Annotated in this window: 12 protein-coding genes; 4 read left to right on the top strand and 8 right to left on the bottom strand. The window is 65.6% G+C overall.

Annotation, left to right across the window (positions count from 1 at the left end):
• Positions 1–141: 141 nt before the first annotated feature.
• Positions 142–1,032 (top strand): ParB/RepB/Spo0J family partition protein, encoded by an 891-nt coding sequence (locus tag RPPS3_RS01535; RefSeq protein ID WP_107342537.1) that lies wholly within the window; start codon positions 142–144, stop codon positions 1,030–1,032.
• Between the two features lie 396 nt (positions 1,033–1,428).
• Here RPPS3_RS01535 and holA read toward each other — a convergent pair whose 3' ends face one another.
• The 4 genes from holA to RPPS3_RS01510 all read right to left on the bottom strand — a co-directional run bounded on the left by holA (position 1,429) and on the right by RPPS3_RS01510 (position 7,577).
• The gene (holA, locus tag RPPS3_RS01525; RefSeq protein WP_107342535.1) at positions 1,429–2,460 is read right to left on the bottom strand and encodes a DNA polymerase III subunit delta; all 1,032 of its coding nucleotides are present in this window, start codon (positions 2,458–2,460) and stop codon (positions 1,429–1,431) included.
• Between the two features lie 56 nt (positions 2,461–2,516).
• Positions 2,517–3,080 carry an LPS assembly lipoprotein LptE gene (gene lptE / locus RPPS3_RS01520; RefSeq protein WP_107342534.1) on the bottom strand — a complete coding sequence of 188 codons (564 nt, stop codon included), beginning with the start codon at positions 3,078–3,080 and terminating at the stop codon, positions 2,517–2,519.
• A complete protein-coding gene (gene leuS / locus RPPS3_RS01515) occupies positions 3,067–5,697 on the bottom strand; it encodes a leucine--tRNA ligase (protein ID WP_107342533.1) in 2,631 nt (876 codons plus the stop codon). The genes lptE and leuS overlap by 14 nt, the downstream gene beginning before the upstream one ends.
• A 206-nt stretch (positions 5,698–5,903) precedes the next feature.
• Positions 5,904–7,577 carry a diguanylate cyclase domain-containing protein gene (locus tag RPPS3_RS01510; RefSeq protein WP_107342532.1) on the bottom strand — a complete coding sequence of 558 codons (1,674 nt, stop codon included), beginning with the start codon at positions 7,575–7,577 and terminating at the stop codon, positions 5,904–5,906.
• Between the two features lie 170 nt (positions 7,578–7,747).
• Here RPPS3_RS01510 and RPPS3_RS01505 point away from each other — a divergent pair, with 170 nt between their 5' ends.
• Positions 7,748–8,407, top strand: a complete 660-nt coding sequence (locus RPPS3_RS01505; protein ID WP_107342531.1) for a YggS family pyridoxal phosphate-dependent enzyme — start codon at positions 7,748–7,750, stop codon at positions 8,405–8,407.
• 74 nt (positions 8,408–8,481) lie between these two features.
• Here RPPS3_RS01505 and RPPS3_RS01500 read toward each other — a convergent pair whose 3' ends face one another.
• Positions 8,482–9,051, bottom strand: coding sequence for a L,D-transpeptidase family protein (locus tag RPPS3_RS01500; RefSeq protein WP_107342530.1), 570 nt, complete (start codon positions 9,049–9,051; stop codon positions 8,482–8,484).
• A 164-nt stretch (positions 9,052–9,215) separates the two neighbouring features.
• Here RPPS3_RS01500 and RPPS3_RS01495 point away from each other — a divergent pair, with 164 nt between their 5' ends.
• Both RPPS3_RS01495 and RPPS3_RS01490 read left to right on the top strand, forming a co-directional pair.
• Positions 9,216–9,902 (top strand): response regulator transcription factor, encoded by a 687-nt coding sequence (locus RPPS3_RS01495; RefSeq protein ID WP_011155851.1) that lies wholly within the window; start codon positions 9,216–9,218, stop codon positions 9,900–9,902.
• 39 nt (positions 9,903–9,941) lie between these two features.
• Positions 9,942–10,391 (top strand): cyclic nucleotide-binding domain-containing protein, encoded by a 450-nt coding sequence (locus tag RPPS3_RS01490; protein ID WP_107342529.1) that lies wholly within the window; start codon positions 9,942–9,944, stop codon positions 10,389–10,391.
• Between the two features lie 60 nt (positions 10,392–10,451).
• Here the strand turns inward: RPPS3_RS01490 and RPPS3_RS01485 are convergent, their stop codons facing one another.
• From RPPS3_RS01485 to RPPS3_RS01475, 3 genes are all read right to left on the bottom strand, one after another.
• Positions 10,452–11,264, bottom strand: a complete 813-nt coding sequence (locus tag RPPS3_RS01485; protein ID WP_107342528.1) for an exodeoxyribonuclease III — start codon at positions 11,262–11,264, stop codon at positions 10,452–10,454.
• A gap of 205 nt (positions 11,265–11,469) precedes the next feature.
• Entirely contained in the window at positions 11,470–12,414 is a 945-nt protein-coding gene (locus RPPS3_RS01480) for an outer membrane lipoprotein carrier protein LolA (protein ID WP_107346379.1), read from the bottom strand.
• Positions 12,415–12,431: 17 nt separating this feature from the next.
• Positions 12,432–14,903, bottom strand: a complete 2,472-nt coding sequence (locus RPPS3_RS01475) for a DNA translocase FtsK (protein ID WP_107342527.1) — start codon at positions 14,901–14,903, stop codon at positions 12,432–12,434.
• Between the last annotated feature and the right edge of the window lie 12 nt (positions 14,904–14,915).

Here is a 14,915-nt window from a genome sequence, read left to right as displayed (position 1 = left end):
CGTCATTGCGGGCGAAACAACGCGATCCAGAGCCGGGCAGGGTGCCGGCTTGCTTGCGATGCCGCTTTTCAGTGACGAAGTGAACTAACAACTTTCATTCCATCAGTGCGGAGTAGCGACGTGAATCCAAGGGAGCTGGCGATGGCCGATGAGCACCGTTCGCGACTGGGGCGCGGCTTGGCGAGTCTGATCGGCGATGTCGGCGGCGAGGCCACGCAGGCCGAACGGCCGCGGGCGCAGCGCAAGGTGCCGATCGAATTCATCAAGGCGAACCCGCGCAACCCGCGCCGCACCTTCACCGACGCCGAGCTTGGTGAACTGTCCGACTCGATCAAGCAGCACGGCGTGATCCAGCCGATCGTGGTCCGCCCGGTGAAGGGCTCCGCTGATCGCTACGAGATCATCGCCGGCGAACGGCGCTGGCGCGCGGCGCAGCGCGCCGGTCTGCACGAAGTGCCGATCGTTCCGGTCGACGTGTCGGACGCGCTGGCGCTCGAAATTGCCATCGTCGAAAACGTTCAGCGCGAAGATCTCAATCCGCTCGAAGAGGCGCTTGGCTATCAGGCACTGGCGGCCGAGTTCAATCGCAGCCAGGAAGAGATCGCCAAGATCGTCGGCAAGAGCCGCAGCCATGTCGCTAACATGATGCGGCTGATCAAGCTGCCCGACGACGTCAAGTCGCTGATCGCCTCGGGCGAACTGACCGCTGGCCATGCGCGTGCGCTGATCGGTCTGCCCGATCCGTCGGCGATCGCCAAGCGGATCGTCGCCGAAGGTCTCAACGTCCGTCAGACCGAGGCGTTGGCGCATGAAGAAGGCGTGCCGGAGCGCAAGCCGCAGAAGGCCCGCGCCGCCTCGGGTCCCAAGGCGGTGAAGGACGCCGACACCGTGGCGCTGGAAAAACGCCTGAGCGACGCGCTCGGCATGAAGGTGACCATCGACGACCACGAAGGCACCGGCGCGGTCCAGATCCGCTACGCCGATCTCGATCAGCTCGATGACATCATCCGCCGGCTCGAGGCCGGCGGTTAGTTCGCGTTGTTCGTTGATTGAAGCGGATTTGGCCCTTGCCATGGGTCCTGGAGTCCTCATCCTGAGGAGCCCGGCAAAGCCGGGCGTCTCGAAGGATGAGGGGCCCTTGGCTTGCGGCACATGGTTCGAGACGGCGCTTCGCGCCTCCTCACCATGAGGTTGTGCTTGTCGTAAGTACTCCGACGCGATGTCCCGACTCTATCTAACGCGGAACTGCTCTAGTTCGCGTTGTTCTTGGTCGCTTGAGGCGACTATCTCTCCCCGCCGAGGGCGCAGGGTTATGGATTCCGGGCTCGCGCTCCGCGCGCCCCGGAATGACGAACGAGAAGGTAGTTGTGCCGCGAGGTGCGCGTGACCTGCGCTACGCGAAGTTCCCCGCGGATCGCAACAACGAGACTAACTCCGCCGCCGCGCACTGACCGCGATCGACAGCAGCGTGCGCTGTGCGATCGCAGCGCCGAGTGTGGCTTGGCGACGGGTTTCGAGCGCGGCGCTGGCGAGTTGCTCGATGATCTGCCCGAGGCGGGTCGTTGAGAGATTGCGAAGTGCCGTCTCGGCTGCAGCCTTGCGCGAGAAATGCAGCCGCGGAAATCCGGAATCGAGAACCACGGCGGCTGGCGTGCCGCCTTCGACCACGAGGCTGGTCTTGTGCAGAAACGCCGCGTGGCGCTGTGCCGCGAGGATGATCTGACCCGGATAAGTGCCGGCAACCATCGCCTTGGCGAATTCAGTCTCGACCACGATCGGCTTACCGGAAAATGCAGCATCGACGATCGCGTCGAGCTTGAGATCGGATGCGTCCGACACGCAGGTGATCACGTCGTCGAGCGTGACCTCGCCCTTGCCGTGCGCGTACAGCGCCAGCTTCCGCAGTTCATTACGTGAGGCCTGGCGATCGCCACCGAGCAGGGTCGTCAGCACCGCCTTTGCATCCTTGGCGATCTGCAGATTCGAGCCGCGCAGTTCGTCGTCGATCAGCCGGGCGATGTCGGCTTCCGCATCCGGATAACAGCCGATCGCGACCGCGCCAGTCGTCGCCTTTTCGCAGGCCTTGCGCAGCGCATTGTCCGGCTTGATGTCGCCGGCTTCGATGACGACCCGGCATTCTTTCGGCGGCGAGGAGATCAGCGCTTCGACGCCGGCGACGAAGCTGCGCGAACCGGCGCGAACGCGGATCGCGCGGCGTCCGCCGAACATTGGAATGGCGAGGGCTTCGTCGACCAGCCGCGACGGCTCTGCGGCGAGCTCGTCGCCGTCGAGGCGAACCAATGCGAATGGATCTTTGGGGTCGTCGAGTGAGGCGGCGATCAGCGCATCTGCGCGTTCGCGCACGAGCCCCGCATCAGGGCCGTACAGCAACACGATCGGCCGGCCGGGATCGGGCCGGGCCAGAAACGAGGTGGCATCTTTGCCGCGAAGCGCAACCATCACTCAGCGCCAGAGCCGAATGTGAACCAACACCGCGTGCTCGGCGGAATCGCGGATCACATCCCGGCGTAGAAGAACGAGGCGAGCCGAGTGTTGATGTTCTCGGCGATCTCCTGCACGGCGCGATCTTCCGCATCGCGGCCGGCGCGGGTGCGGGCGAAGCGCTGCGACTGGCCGGGCACGTCGTATTCGACGCGCGAGAAGGTGTTGCCGCTCATCACCGTTTTGCCGGTGGCGATGTCCTTGAGCTGATAGCTGGCATCGATCGCGTAGTTTTCGATCGTCGGCAGCTGCGTGCTGGGATCGACGATCAGCGACGACCGCGAAGTCGAGATCGAGATCTTCAGCGTGTACAGCGGCGGCGCGCCGGTGGCGCTGCCGTACAGCTTGAACATCAGCTTATTGCGCAGCTCGACGCCGAGGCGGGAGTTGCGCGACCCGTTCGGAATATCGAGCGGCGGGACTTCGATGGCGTTCAACTTATCGCGTAGCGTCGGCGAACCGTCGCCGCGATCGGCGTACATCGGTTGGAAGCAGCCGGCGACCGGGGCGGCCAGCGCAACCGCCAGCGCCAACCGGACGACGAACTTCTTGAGCTCCGCGGGCTTAGCCGACGACATTCACGATCCTCTGCGGGACGACGATCACCTTGCGAACGGGCTTGTCACCCAGGGCCTGTTTTACCGCATCGAGCGCCAAAACGGCAGCCTCAATTTCGCTGGTCGGAGCGTCGCGCGGTACCGTCACCTCGCCGCGCTTCTTGCCGTTGACCTGAACCGGCAGGGTGATGCTGTCCTCGACCAACAGATCCGGTTCGATCTGCGGCCACAGCGCCTCGGAGACCAGGCCGGTCTGGCCGAGCACGGTCCAGCATTCCTCGGCGAGGTGCGGCATCATCGGGTGGAAGAGCTGCACCAGGATCACGGTCGATTCGCGGATCGCCCAGGCGAGATCGGGCGAGGGCGTCTGCGAACGGGCCAGCACATCACCGAGGGTATTCGAGAACTCTCGGATATGCGCCAGGCTGACGTTGAAGGCGAGCCGCTCGATGCCGGACAGCACCTTGTCGAGCGCACCATGTGCGGCCTTGCGCAAGGTGAGCGCGTCGGCGCTGAAGCTCGCCGGCCGTTCGGCCGGAGCCGACGCGGCGATCGGGGCCGCATCGTTCACCATCCGCCACAGCCGCTGCACGAAGCGCGACGCGCCCTTGACGCCTTCCTCGCTCCAGATCACGTCGCGATCCGGCGGCGAGTCCGACAGCATGAACCAGCGCGCTGTGTCGGCTCCGTAGGTCCCGATGATGTCATCGGGATCGACGGTGTTGCGCTTGGACTTCGACATCTTCTCGATTGGCCCGATCTCGACCGGGCTGCCGCCGTCGATCAACGTGGCGCGGCGCTGATCGCCATCGACCACGATCGACACTTCGGCGGGCGAGGCGAAGTGGCCGTCGACCTTCCGATAGGTCTCGTGCACCACCATGCCCTGCGTGAACAGGCCGGCGAACGGCTCGTCATGCTTGATGTCGATATGACCCGCCGCCTTCATCGCCCGGGTAAAGAACCGGCTGTACAGCAGATGCAGGATCGCGTGCTCGACGCCGCCGATGTACTGATCAACCGGCATCATCCGGTTGACGACGTCCGGCGTGGTCGGCGCCTCGGTGTTCCACGGATCGGTGAAGCGCGCGAAGTACCAGGACGAATCCACGAAGGTGTCCATGGTGTCGGTCTCGCGCACGGCCTTGCCGCCGCACTTCGGACAGGTGACGTGCTTCCAGGTCGGGTGATGGTCGAGCGCATTGCCCGGCTTGTCGAACGACACGTCCTCCGGCAGCACCACCGGCAGCTCCGCGTCCGGCACCGGCACCACGTCGCAAGTCGGGCAGTGGATGATCGGGATCGGACAACCCCAATAGCGCTGACGTGAGATACCCCAGTCGCGCAGGCGGAAATTGACCTTGCGTTCGCCGACGGGTGCGCCGCCGAGCTGCGTGGTCTCCAACCGCTTGGCAACTTCTTCCTTCGCCTCGGCGATCGTCTTGCCGTCGAGGAAGCGCGAATTGATCATCCGGCCGTCGCCGTCATAGGCGATGTCGGTGATGACGAAGCTCGCCGGGTCCTGGCCTTCGGGACAGACCACCGGCGTATTGCCGAGCTGGTACTTGTTCACGAAGTCGAGGTCGCGCTGGTCGTGCGCGGGGCAGCCGAAGATCGCGCCGGTGCCGTATTCCATCAGCACGAAGTTGGCGACATAGACCGGCAGCTTCCAGCTCGGATCGAACGGATGCACGGCGCGGATGCCGGTGTCGATGCCCTGCTTCTCGGCGGTGTCGATCTCGGCCTGCGCGGTGCCGCGCTTCTTGCAGTCCTCGATGAACGCCGCGACCTTCGGGTCCTTCGCCGCCGCGGCTTGCGCCAGCGGGTGATCGGCCGCGATCGCCATGAACTTGGCGCCGAATAGCGTATCGGGGCGGGTGGTGAAGATCTTCAGCTCGGTCTCGCCGGCCGGCGTCGTCGCACTATCGAGCGCGAACCGCACCATCAGGCCTTCGGAGCGGCCGATCCAGTTGCGCTGCATCAGCCGCACCTTGTCGGGCCAGCGATCCAGCGTATCCAGCGCGTCGAGCAGCTCCTGGGCGTATTTGGTGATCTTGAACACCCACTGGTTCATCTCGCGCAGCTCGACCACTGCGCCCGAGCGCCAGCCGCGGCCGTCGATCACCTGCTCGTTGGCCAGCACGGTCATGTCGACCGGGTCCCAGTTCAGCTTGCGCTTCTCGCGCTCGACCAGCCCGACCTTCAGGAAGTCGAGGAACATCTTCTGCTGGTGCTTGTAGTAGGACGGATCGCAAGTCGCGAATTCACGCGCCCAGTCGAGCGACAGCCCCATGGTCTGGAGCTGCTTCTTCATCGCCGCGATGTTGTCGTAGGTCCAAGCCTTCGGGGCGACCTTGCGTTCGATCGCGGCGTTCTCGGCGGGCAGACCGAATGCGTCCCACCCCATCGGGTGCAGCACATTGTAGCCGCGTGCCCGCATCGTCCGCGCCACCACGTCGCCCATGGTGTAGTTGCGGACGTGACCCATGTGGATCCGCCCCGACGGATACGGGAACATCTCCAGCACGTAATACTTCTTGCGCAGGTCGTCGTTGCGGGTGGCGAAGATCTTCGCCTCGTCCCATTTCGCCTGCCACTTCGGCTCGGATTCGCGGGCGTTGTATCGTTCGTTGCTCATGAGATCAGGATTCGAAAGATCAGAAGACGGCCGGCCGGTTCGAGCGCGGATCAGGGCGGAAAAACGGGGCGCGGCCGAGGTCGCCAACCGGTGCGGGGGCTCGGGTCAAATCGCGCGCGAAGCGCGCGGACTAGGCCATGAAACATGGTGTCGGGTCAATGGGATGGCGCAAGCCCGGCAGCTCGCCGGGCGGCCCTTGGGCGGCCTCAGCTCGCCATGGCCACCGGGCCGTCGCTGGCCCGGATGAAGCCGTGCTCGACCACGTTGTTGCGGCCGCGGTGTTTGGCCGCGTACAGCGCCGCGTCGGCCGCTTCGATCAACTCGGCAGGTGTGGCGTGTTCGCTCGGCAGCGTACAGGCGACGCCGATGCTGACGGTCACGCGTTCGAAGGCGCTGGTCCGATGCGGCAGATCGAGCTGTTCGACGGCGGTACGAACCAGCTCGCCGACCTGCAGGGCGCGGCCCATGCCGGTTTCCGGCAGCAACAGGCAGAACTCCTCACCGCCATAACGTGCCGCGAACCCGCTGGTCTGGTCGGCCACCGCCGCCAGCGTCTCGCCGATCCGGCTGAGGCAGGCGTCGCCTTCGGGATGGCCATAGGAATCGTTGAACAGCTTGAAATGGTCGACGTCGATCATCATCAGCGCCAGGCGATGCCCGGTCTGCTGGCCCTTCATCCATTCGAAATCGAGCCGGCTCTGCAAGCCGCGACGGTTGGCGAGGCCGGATAGCAGGTCCATCGAGGCCATCACGGTCAGGCGGCTGTTGCTGGCGACAAGCTCGCGTTCGCGCTGGCCGAGCTGCGCCGCCATGGCGTTAAATGCCCGCGCCAGCGGCACAAATTCCGACGGCAGGCGCTTGCGCGCGACCCGGGCCGACCAGTTGCCTTCGGCGAATTTCTTGGCGACTCCGGTCAGCACCGAGATCGGCTGCACGATCAGCCGTTCGGCCGCGATCAGCGCGCCGAGCAGCACGAACAGGCAGACCAGCGCCAGCTGTAGATAGGCGGTGCGGATGTCGCGATTGATGCCGGCCGAGACCTTGTTCTCGTCGACGGTCACCACCAGCCGCGCGCTGGTGCCGGGAATCCGGCTCACGGTCATCAGCCGCCCGGCATCGTCGTGCATGGTGATGCTGCCGCGGCCCTGCGGCGTCTCCGCCATCGCCGGCAGCAGCGACAGACGGTCGAGCTTTTTGCCGATCAGGCTGCGCTCGTCCGGCGGCGCCGCCAGTACGGTGCCTTCGCCGTCGATCAGGGCGGCGTTGACGCCGACGCGGCCGGCTAGGCTGCTCATCATGTCGGACAGCCAGTCCAGATTCATGCCGGCGACGATCACTGCCTCTTCGCCGGTATCGATCGCCGACACCGGGTAGGCGGCCAGAATGGTACCCTTCTGGGTCTGCCGGCCGACCAGGAAGTCGCTGACGACGAAATCGTGTGTTTCCAAAGCTTTACGGAAATAGGGGCGGTCGCTGATGTTGCTGCCGACGAACATCGAAGAGGTCGAACAGTGCACTACGCCGTCGGGGCCGGCGACCAGCAGCATCCGGATCGAGGGCAGATCGACACGCAGGCTGGCGCGCAGAATGCTGCAGCTTCGCCCCGCCTGGGCGGCGGCGGCGTGCACATAGGCGGCCGATTTCAGCACCGCTTCGACCGACGAAATCACCTCGCGCTCGGCGTCCGCGGTGCGTTGCGCCAGCGTCGAAAGCTCATTGGCCATCGCGGCGAGCTGAGCGGTGCGCGTCTCTTCGAGCAGACGCACCCGGTCCAGCATCAGCGGACACACCAGGATGAGCGCCAGCACCACGAGTCTGGCCCGGATGCCGAGCAAGGCCCTCAGTTTGGCTTTCTTGCGGACGATTGCGATGCGTGACATCGTTGCCCCTCGACCCCCCGCAATCATCCTAGGTGGAAGGCTTCAAGAAGCCTTTCCTCGATTCATTACAATTTGAGCGAAGCCGGAACCGTGCACAAACTCGCAGCGTTGAGCGCGCCGCCAAGGTCGCCTTTCACCCGCCGCCCACTGTCATCTGGGGCTTCGAGCCGATGAGCGCCGCCGACAATCTGGCCGCGGTCGAGGCCGAAATCGTCAATGCTTGCAAGGATGCACGGCGCGAGCGCAGCGAGGTGACGCTGATCGCGGTGTCGAAGACCTTCGAGGCGGAGGCGATCCGCCCGGTGCTGTCGGCGGGCCAGCGGGTGTTCGGTGAAAATCGTGTCCAGGAAGCCAAGGGCAAATGGCCGGCGCTGGTCGAAGAGTATCCCGGCACCGAACTGCACCTGATCGGACCGCTGCAGTCCAACAAGGCCAAGGACGCGGTCGCGCTGTTCGATGCGATCCACTCGGTCGACCGCGACAGCCTGTGCGAAGCCCTGAGCAAAGTGCTGCCGCAGGCCGGACGCAACGTCGAGTTGTTCGTGCAGATCAACACCGGGGAAGAGCCGCAAAAGGCCGGCATCGCACCGCAAGATGCCGATGCCTTTCTGGTCGCGTGCCGCGAGCGTTGGGGGCTGGCGATCGGCGGACTTATGTGCATCCCGCCGGTCGATGAAGCTCCGGCACCGCATTTCGCGCTGTGCGCCAAGATCGCCAAGCGCAATGGACTTGCGAAGCTGTCGATGGGGATGAGCGCCGACTTCGCCACCGCGATCCAGTTCGGCGCCACCCATGTGCGGGTAGGATCGGCGATCTTCGGGCATCGCTGAACCGGCGAGGGCGGGGTGCCTCGATCAGATCGAAGCTCCCGCGCTTCGCGCACGATGACGGCAGGAAACCTCGGCTACCCGATCACGATCTTCGTGTTGAGGCCGAGCCGGGCCAGCAGGCGGGCGAGGTTCGGCCGGGTCATCGCCACACAGCCGGCGGTCGGGCCGAAATTATCGCGGGCCAGATGCAGAAACACCGCGCTGCCGCGGCCCGCGACGCGCGGCCGGGTGTTGTGGTCGATCTCGACGATCAGGTCGTAGAGATGATCGTCACGCATCAGGCGGTCGCCTTCGCCGGCCGGCGACCGGTGGATCGGCCGGTTGTAGTGCCGGCTTTGCGGGTCTTCGCACCAGGCATCGTCAGGACCGATGATGCGGATCGGCAGATGGGTGCGGGGGCGTGGGCCCCGGTCGGCACGCCACCACAGCCGCAGCGGCCGAAACGTGCCGCGCGGGGTGCCGCCGTCGCCTTCGCGCTTATTGGCCAGAATGCCGCCGCGCCCCAGCGCCACCGGGATGGTTAGCCCACCGGCGACCAGCCAGCCGCGGCTGCGCTCGCCGGCAGCCCTGCACACGATCAGCCGAAGCAGTGGCCCGGTCTGCGGCGACTTTCGCGAAGGTGCTGATCTGGCTATCTTTTTCATGCGTCGAGGAAGTTTGCCGCAGGCATCATGGCGGCAAATTTAGGTCGCCGCAGTTAAATTCCGCGGAATCGCTCCCTATCTGCTGATCTGCGATACAATCGCGCGTGATTTGCGTGCGCGCCCCCACGAGAGCCGCGCCGCCAGACGACGGAAGGACAGCGCCGATGCCGAACGCCCGCAAGATCCTGATCGTGGACGACGACAATGATCTGCGCGACGCGCTGGTCGAGCAGCTGTCGCTGCACGAAGAGTTCGAGGCTTCCGCGGTCGACACCGGTGCCAAGGGCGTGCAGACCGCCAAGGCGCTGTCGCCCGATCTGGTGCTGATGGATGTCGGCTTGCCCGACACCGATGGCCGCGAAGTGGTGCGCAGCTTGCGCAAGGGCGGCTTCAAGGCGCCGATCATCATGCTGACGGGCCACGACACCGACTCGGACACCATTCTGGGCCTGGAAAGCGGCGCCAATGACTACGTGGCCAAGCCGTTCCGGTTCGCGGTGCTGCTGGCGCGGATCCGCGCCCAGCTTCGCCAGCACGAAGCCAGCGAGGACGCGGTGTTCACGGTCGGGCCGTATTCATTCCGCCCCGGCTCGAAGATGCTGACCGGCGCCAACGCCAAGAAGGTCCGGTTGACCGAGAAGGAAACCGCGATCCTGCGCTTCCTGTACCGCGCCGGTCAGGCGCCGGTGTCGCGCGAGACCTTGCTGCAAGAGGTGTGGGGCTACAATTCCGGCGTCACCACCCACACGCTCGAGACCCACATCTACCGGCTCCGCCAAAAGATCGAGCGTGACGCGGCGAATCCGGAGATTCTGGTCACCGAGGCCGGTGGCTACAAACTCGTGCCGTGATACCAATAAGGGGCCGATTCACTCGTTTCCCGGTCCCGCATGTCGATCGAAGATGATGTTGCCCTGCTCGCGCGCGTTCCGACGCTGCGTCTGCTCGGCGAGCAGGCGCTGCGGATGCTGGCGATCGGCTCCGAACAGCGCGACTTCGCGCGCGGCGACGTGATGTTCAATGCCGGCGAGCCGGCCGACGCCGGCTATGTGGTTCAGCGCGGCGCGTTTCAGATCACGATGGAAGACGGCGGCTTGCACGAGATGGTGGCGCGGCCGGGCGACCTGATCGGCGAACTTGCGCTGGTGATGCCGATGCGGCGACCGACGACTGCGGTGGCGCTGGAATATTCCTCGGCGATCCGGATCGCCCGCAGCCTGTTTCAGCGGGTGCTCGAAAGCGATCCCGGCGCAGCGCTGCGGCTGCGCGACGAATTCGCCGCCCGCACCACCCAGGTTGCCAACGACATCGTCATGGTGGGCAGTAAGCTGACGTCGTAGCGACTTCGCTGCGACCTGGATTGCCGGGGTCGCGCGACGGCCGCGCGGCGAAGCAACTAACTACAGCTCCATCGTCATCGTTACTGGGACGTGGTCGCTCGGCCGCTCCCAGCTGCGCGCGTCGCGCAGGATTTTGAAGTCGATGACGCGGTTCTTCAGCGCTTCGGACACCCAGATGTGGTCGAGCCGCCGTCCACGGTCGCCGACCGTCCAATCGGCAGCCCGATAGCTCCACCACGTATAGACCTTCTGATCGAGCGGGATGCGGTCGCGCGCGACGTCGACCCAGTTGCCGGCGCGCAGCACCCCGAGCAGCTTGTCGCATTCGACCGGCGTGTGCGACACCACTTTCAAAAGCTGTTTGTGCGACCAGACGTCGTGCTCGTGCGGCGCGACGTTGAGGTCGCCGACCAGGATGTGCCGCTGATCGCCGGACGGATGCAGCGGCTCGCAGGCTTTCATCTCGTCGAGAAACGACAGCTTGTGCTTGAACTTCGGATTGACGGCTGGATCGGGAATGTCACCGCCAGCCGGAACGTAGAAATTGTGCAGCACCAGCGGCGGTGCGGTCTCGTCGGTCTTCACCGAAACCGAGATGTGGCGGCTGTCGATGATGTCGCAGAAGGTGCGGATGTCGGTGGCGACAAACGGCAGCTTCGAAATCACCGCGACGCCGTGGTAGCCCTTCTGTCCGTTCAGCGCGATGTGCTCGTAGCCGAGGCGCTTGAACCGCTTCAGCGGAAACGCGTCGTCCGGACACTTCGTCTCCTGCAGGCACAGGATGTCCGGGCGCTGGGCTTTGAGGAATTTCGCCACCAGCTCGATGCGAAGCCGCACCGAGTTGATGTTCCAAGTCGTAAGCGTGAGACGCATGGTAGCTCGGTCGCAGGAGGGCAGGACGGCGCCGAAAGACGTATGACGCATCGTTGTTGCGCGGCATGAGGTCGGACGCAAGTCGACGGTGTGAACAACCGACAGAGCATTCAGGCCGCGCTTTCACCTACGCGTCATGCGCGGGCTCGACCCGCGCATCCACCGTCCGCGCAGCGACCATCGAGAACGGCCCGATGGAGAGTCTCTAGCCCGGCGGGGTGCCGTAATTGGTGTAGTCGATCTTGAACATCGACGGATCAGGGCGCCTCGTGGTGTCAAGATTGTACACTGCCACGGTGGTGTCGTAGCCCTGCGGGTCGGTGACGGTCCATTGCTTGAGCTGGCCGTCCTTGGTGCCGAACATCAGCAGCAAGCGGCTGGTGCCGATGACGGCGTTCTTCTCTTCGATGATGATGTTCGAATACAGGTCGTCGGAAGTGATGCTGACGACGTTGGTGTCGCGGAGCAGATCGAGCCGGTCGCTGAGCAGATAGCGCAGCGGCGTCTGCGACAGCGGATAGACATCCTGGGTCGCCAGCTTGCGATCACGCACCACCACCGACTGGCCGTCGGCGATCATCGAGATCGGGCTCGGGTCGTCATACTCGAACCGCACCCGGCCGGGCTTCATGATGTAGAAGTCGCCGGTGAGCTTGCTGCCGTCCGGCCCGACCTGGACGAACTGACCGACCAATGTCTGCAGCGACGACAGATACGCGCTGGCCTTGGCGGCCTCCGCCTTTTGAGCGGCATCGAAGGTGGTGAAGATCGAGGCCGGCACGTTGCGCCGCGGATCGGGAATCACCGGCTCGGGCGGCGTGGTCAGCTTTGCGACCGGCGGCTGGGCGGGAGTTTGCGGCGAGCGCTGCTTCGGTTCGGCGGCACTGAGCTGGGTCGCGCGCGGGGACGGCTTCGGAGCCGGCACCGGGTCGGCGGTCGCCGGCTGGACCGCGGCGCTGACGAGGGTGGCCGCAGCGGCGGCGACGCAGAGCTGCCGCAGCCCGATCCCGGTCACCCAATTCGGCATCAAGTCGTTGAATTGTTTGATCAAGCTCATGTCCTGCACGGCCGCGACGGCGTCGTCGCGGTGCCGGTCTGCCGCTACAGGGGCGCTGTGGCGATTTCGCGACCCCGCCCCGGCCGCCTGCATGACCCTGATCGCGCGCTTCAAAAGTTCGAATCCTCTTCCGCCACCAGGATCTCGCGTTTGCCGGCGTGGTTGGCTTGGCCGACGATGCCTTCGAGCTCCATCCGCTCCATCAGCGACGCGGCGCGGTTGTAGCCGATCTGCAGCCGACGCTGAATATAGCTGGTCGAGGCCTTGCGGTCGCGTTTGACGATCGCCACCGCCTGCTGGAACAGATCGCCGCCGCCGTCGCCCCCCATGCCGGTGGCGTCGAACACCGCGCCGTCTTCTTCGCTCGGCTCTTCGGCCGTGACCGCCTCGAGATATTCGGGCGCGCCCTGCGCCTTGAGGTGTTTGACGACCTTCTCGACTTCTTCGTCGGAGACGAATGGGCCGTGGACGCGGCTGATGCGGCCGCCACCCGCCATGTACAGCATGTCGCCCTGGCCGAGCAGCTGCTCGGCGCCCATCTCGCCCAGGATGGTGCGGCTGTCGATCTTCGACGTCACCTGGAAGGAAATGCGGGTCGGGAAGTTGGCCTTGATGGTGCCGGTGATGACGTCGACCGACGGGCGCTGCGTGGCGAGGATCACGTGCAGGCCGGCGGCGCGCGCCATCTGGGCAAGGCGCTGCACCGCGCCTTCGATATCCTTGCCGGCCACCATCATCAGGTCGGCCATTTCGTCGACGATGATGACGATGTAGGGCAGCGGTTCGAGGTCGAGCTTCTCTTCCTCGTAGATCGCTTTGCCGCTTTCCTTGTCGAAGCCGGTATGCACCGTTCGAGTCAGCTCTTCGCCCTTGGCCTTGGCTTCGCCGAGGCGGGTGTTGTAGCCGTCGATGTTGCGGACGCCGAGCTTGGCCATGCGCTTGTAGCGCTCTTCCATCTCGCGCACCGCCCACTTCAGCGCCACCACCGCCTTCTTCGGATCGGTGACGACGGGCGTCAGCAGATGCGGGATGCCGTCATAGACGGAGAGTTCGAGCATCTTCGGATCGACCATGATCAGCCGGCACTGATCCGGCCGCAGCCGGTACACCAGGCTGAGGATCATGGTGTTGATCGCGACCGACTTACCCGAGCCGGTGGTACCTGCGATCAGCAGATGCGGCATCCGGGCGAGGTCGACGATGATCGACTCGCCGCCGATGTTCTTGCCGAGGCACAGCGGCAGCTTGTGCACCGTCTCGTTGGTGTCCTTCACGCTGAGAAGTTCGCGCAGATACACCTTCTCGCGATGCGCGTTGGGCAGTTCGATGCCGATCGCGTTGCGGCCGGGCACCACCGCGACGCGCGCCGACAGCGCGCTCATCGAGCGGGCGATATCGTCGGCAAGGCCGATCACGCGCGACGATTTGATGCCGGGCGCCGGCTCCAGCTCGTACAGCGTGACCACCGGGCCCGGGCTTGCCTTGATGATCTCGCCGCGCACGCCGAAATCCTGCAGCACGCCTTCCAGCGCGCGCGAATTGGCTTCGAGTTCGGACTTGCTGAGCGGCTGCCGATCCGAGGCTTTCGGGGCAGATAGAACGTTGACCGAGGGCAGGTCGAACCGCGCCTTCTTGGCGGCCGGTTTCGGCGCCGCCTTCTTGCGCGGCGCGCGGGCGACCGGAGGAGCTTCCTCCTCTTCGTCGTCCTCGTCTTCGATCTCGTCGACCGGCTCGGGTTCGTAGTCGTCGTGGTGATCGACGTCCGGCGCGATCGGCGGTGCGGAGCGGCCGCCGAGCCGCGGCTCCTGCCGTTCGAAACCCTGCTTGCCGGCCGCGGGTGCACTGCTGACGAGGCCCTGATAGGACAGCTTCGCCAGCCGCCACAGCCGGGCCTTTGCACTCAGCATCGCGTGCACCAGCCAGCCGAGCGACACCGAGCCGCGGTCGGACTCTTCTTCGTCTTCGAGCGGCAGATCCTCATCGGACGTTGCCTCGTCGGGTTCGCGCTCACGCGATCCGAAACCGCCTGCGATCAGGAATGTCGCCAGCACCGCGGCGCCGAGGATGAAGCTGAGGATGACACGGAAGATCAGGCCGGGACCGAACACCAGCGACGGCGCCCGCACCAGCGCGTCGCCGACCACGCCGCCGAGTCCGGTCGGCAGCGGCCACGCGGTGTCATGCGGAAACGATGAGGCGAAGCCGGCGGCGAAGATCGTGCACAGGAACCACGCGCCCATCCGTAGCGCGGTGCGGTCGAAGGGGCGGTGATTGAGCATCCGCCAGCCCCACACCGCGACCGGCATCAACAGTCCGATCGCACCGAGGCCGAGGATCTGCATCGCCAGATCGGCGCCGATCGCGCCGGGATAGCCGAGCAGATTATGGATGCGCCGCGAGGTGGCGTGGCTGAGGCTGGGGTCCTGCACCGACCAGGTCGCGAGCGCAGCCGCGGCCACCGCCGCGAGGGCGATCAGGCTGAAGCCGGCGAGCTCGCGCAGCCGACGCGTCAGCACCTCGCGCACCGAGGGCGGCAGGTGTCCGACCAGAGGAAAGGCTCGTTCGATCGCCGGCATGCTCATGGGGCCCTGCGC

The sequence above is a fragment of the Rhodopseudomonas palustris genome (genome assembly GCF_003031265.1).
In the GTDB taxonomy this organism is placed as follows: domain Bacteria; phylum Pseudomonadota; class Alphaproteobacteria; order Rhizobiales; family Xanthobacteraceae; genus Rhodopseudomonas; species Rhodopseudomonas palustris_H.
The sequence above is the reverse complement of the archived record's forward strand: the minus strand, read 5'-3'. Positions and strand labels throughout refer to the sequence as shown.

Bases quoted from the DNA above. Each gene is read 5' to 3' on its own strand.
- RPPS3_RS01535 (WP_107342537.1), top strand. From the start codon at position 142: ATGGCCGATGAGCACCGTTCGCGACTGGGGCGCGGCTTGGCGAGTCTG.
- holA (WP_107342535.1), bottom strand. From the start codon at position 2,460: ATGGTTGCGCTTCGCGGCAAAGATGCCACCTCGTTTCTGGCCCGGCCC.
- lptE (WP_107342534.1), bottom strand. From the start codon at position 3,080: ATGTCGTCGGCTAAGCCCGCGGAGCTCAAGAAGTTCGTCGTCCGGTTG.
- leuS (WP_107342533.1), bottom strand. From the start codon at position 5,697: ATGAGCAACGAACGATACAACGCCCGCGAATCCGAGCCGAAGTGGCAG.
- RPPS3_RS01510 (WP_107342532.1), bottom strand. From the start codon at position 7,577: ATGTCACGCATCGCAATCGTCCGCAAGAAAGCCAAACTGAGGGCCTTG.
- RPPS3_RS01505 (WP_107342531.1), top strand. From the start codon at position 7,748: ATGAGCGCCGCCGACAATCTGGCCGCGGTCGAGGCCGAAATCGTCAAT.
- RPPS3_RS01500 (WP_107342530.1), bottom strand. From the start codon at position 9,051: ATGAAAAAGATAGCCAGATCAGCACCTTCGCGAAAGTCGCCGCAGACC.
- RPPS3_RS01495 (WP_011155851.1), top strand. From the start codon at position 9,216: ATGCCGAACGCCCGCAAGATCCTGATCGTGGACGACGACAATGATCTG.
- RPPS3_RS01490 (WP_107342529.1), top strand. From the start codon at position 9,942: ATGTCGATCGAAGATGATGTTGCCCTGCTCGCGCGCGTTCCGACGCTG.
- RPPS3_RS01485 (WP_107342528.1), bottom strand. From the start codon at position 11,264: ATGCGTCTCACGCTTACGACTTGGAACATCAACTCGGTGCGGCTTCGC.
- RPPS3_RS01480 (WP_107346379.1), bottom strand. From the start codon at position 12,414: ATGCAGGCGGCCGGGGCGGGGTCGCGAAATCGCCACAGCGCCCCTGTA.
- RPPS3_RS01475 (WP_107342527.1), bottom strand. From the start codon at position 14,903: ATGAGCATGCCGGCGATCGAACGAGCCTTTCCTCTGGTCGGACACCTG.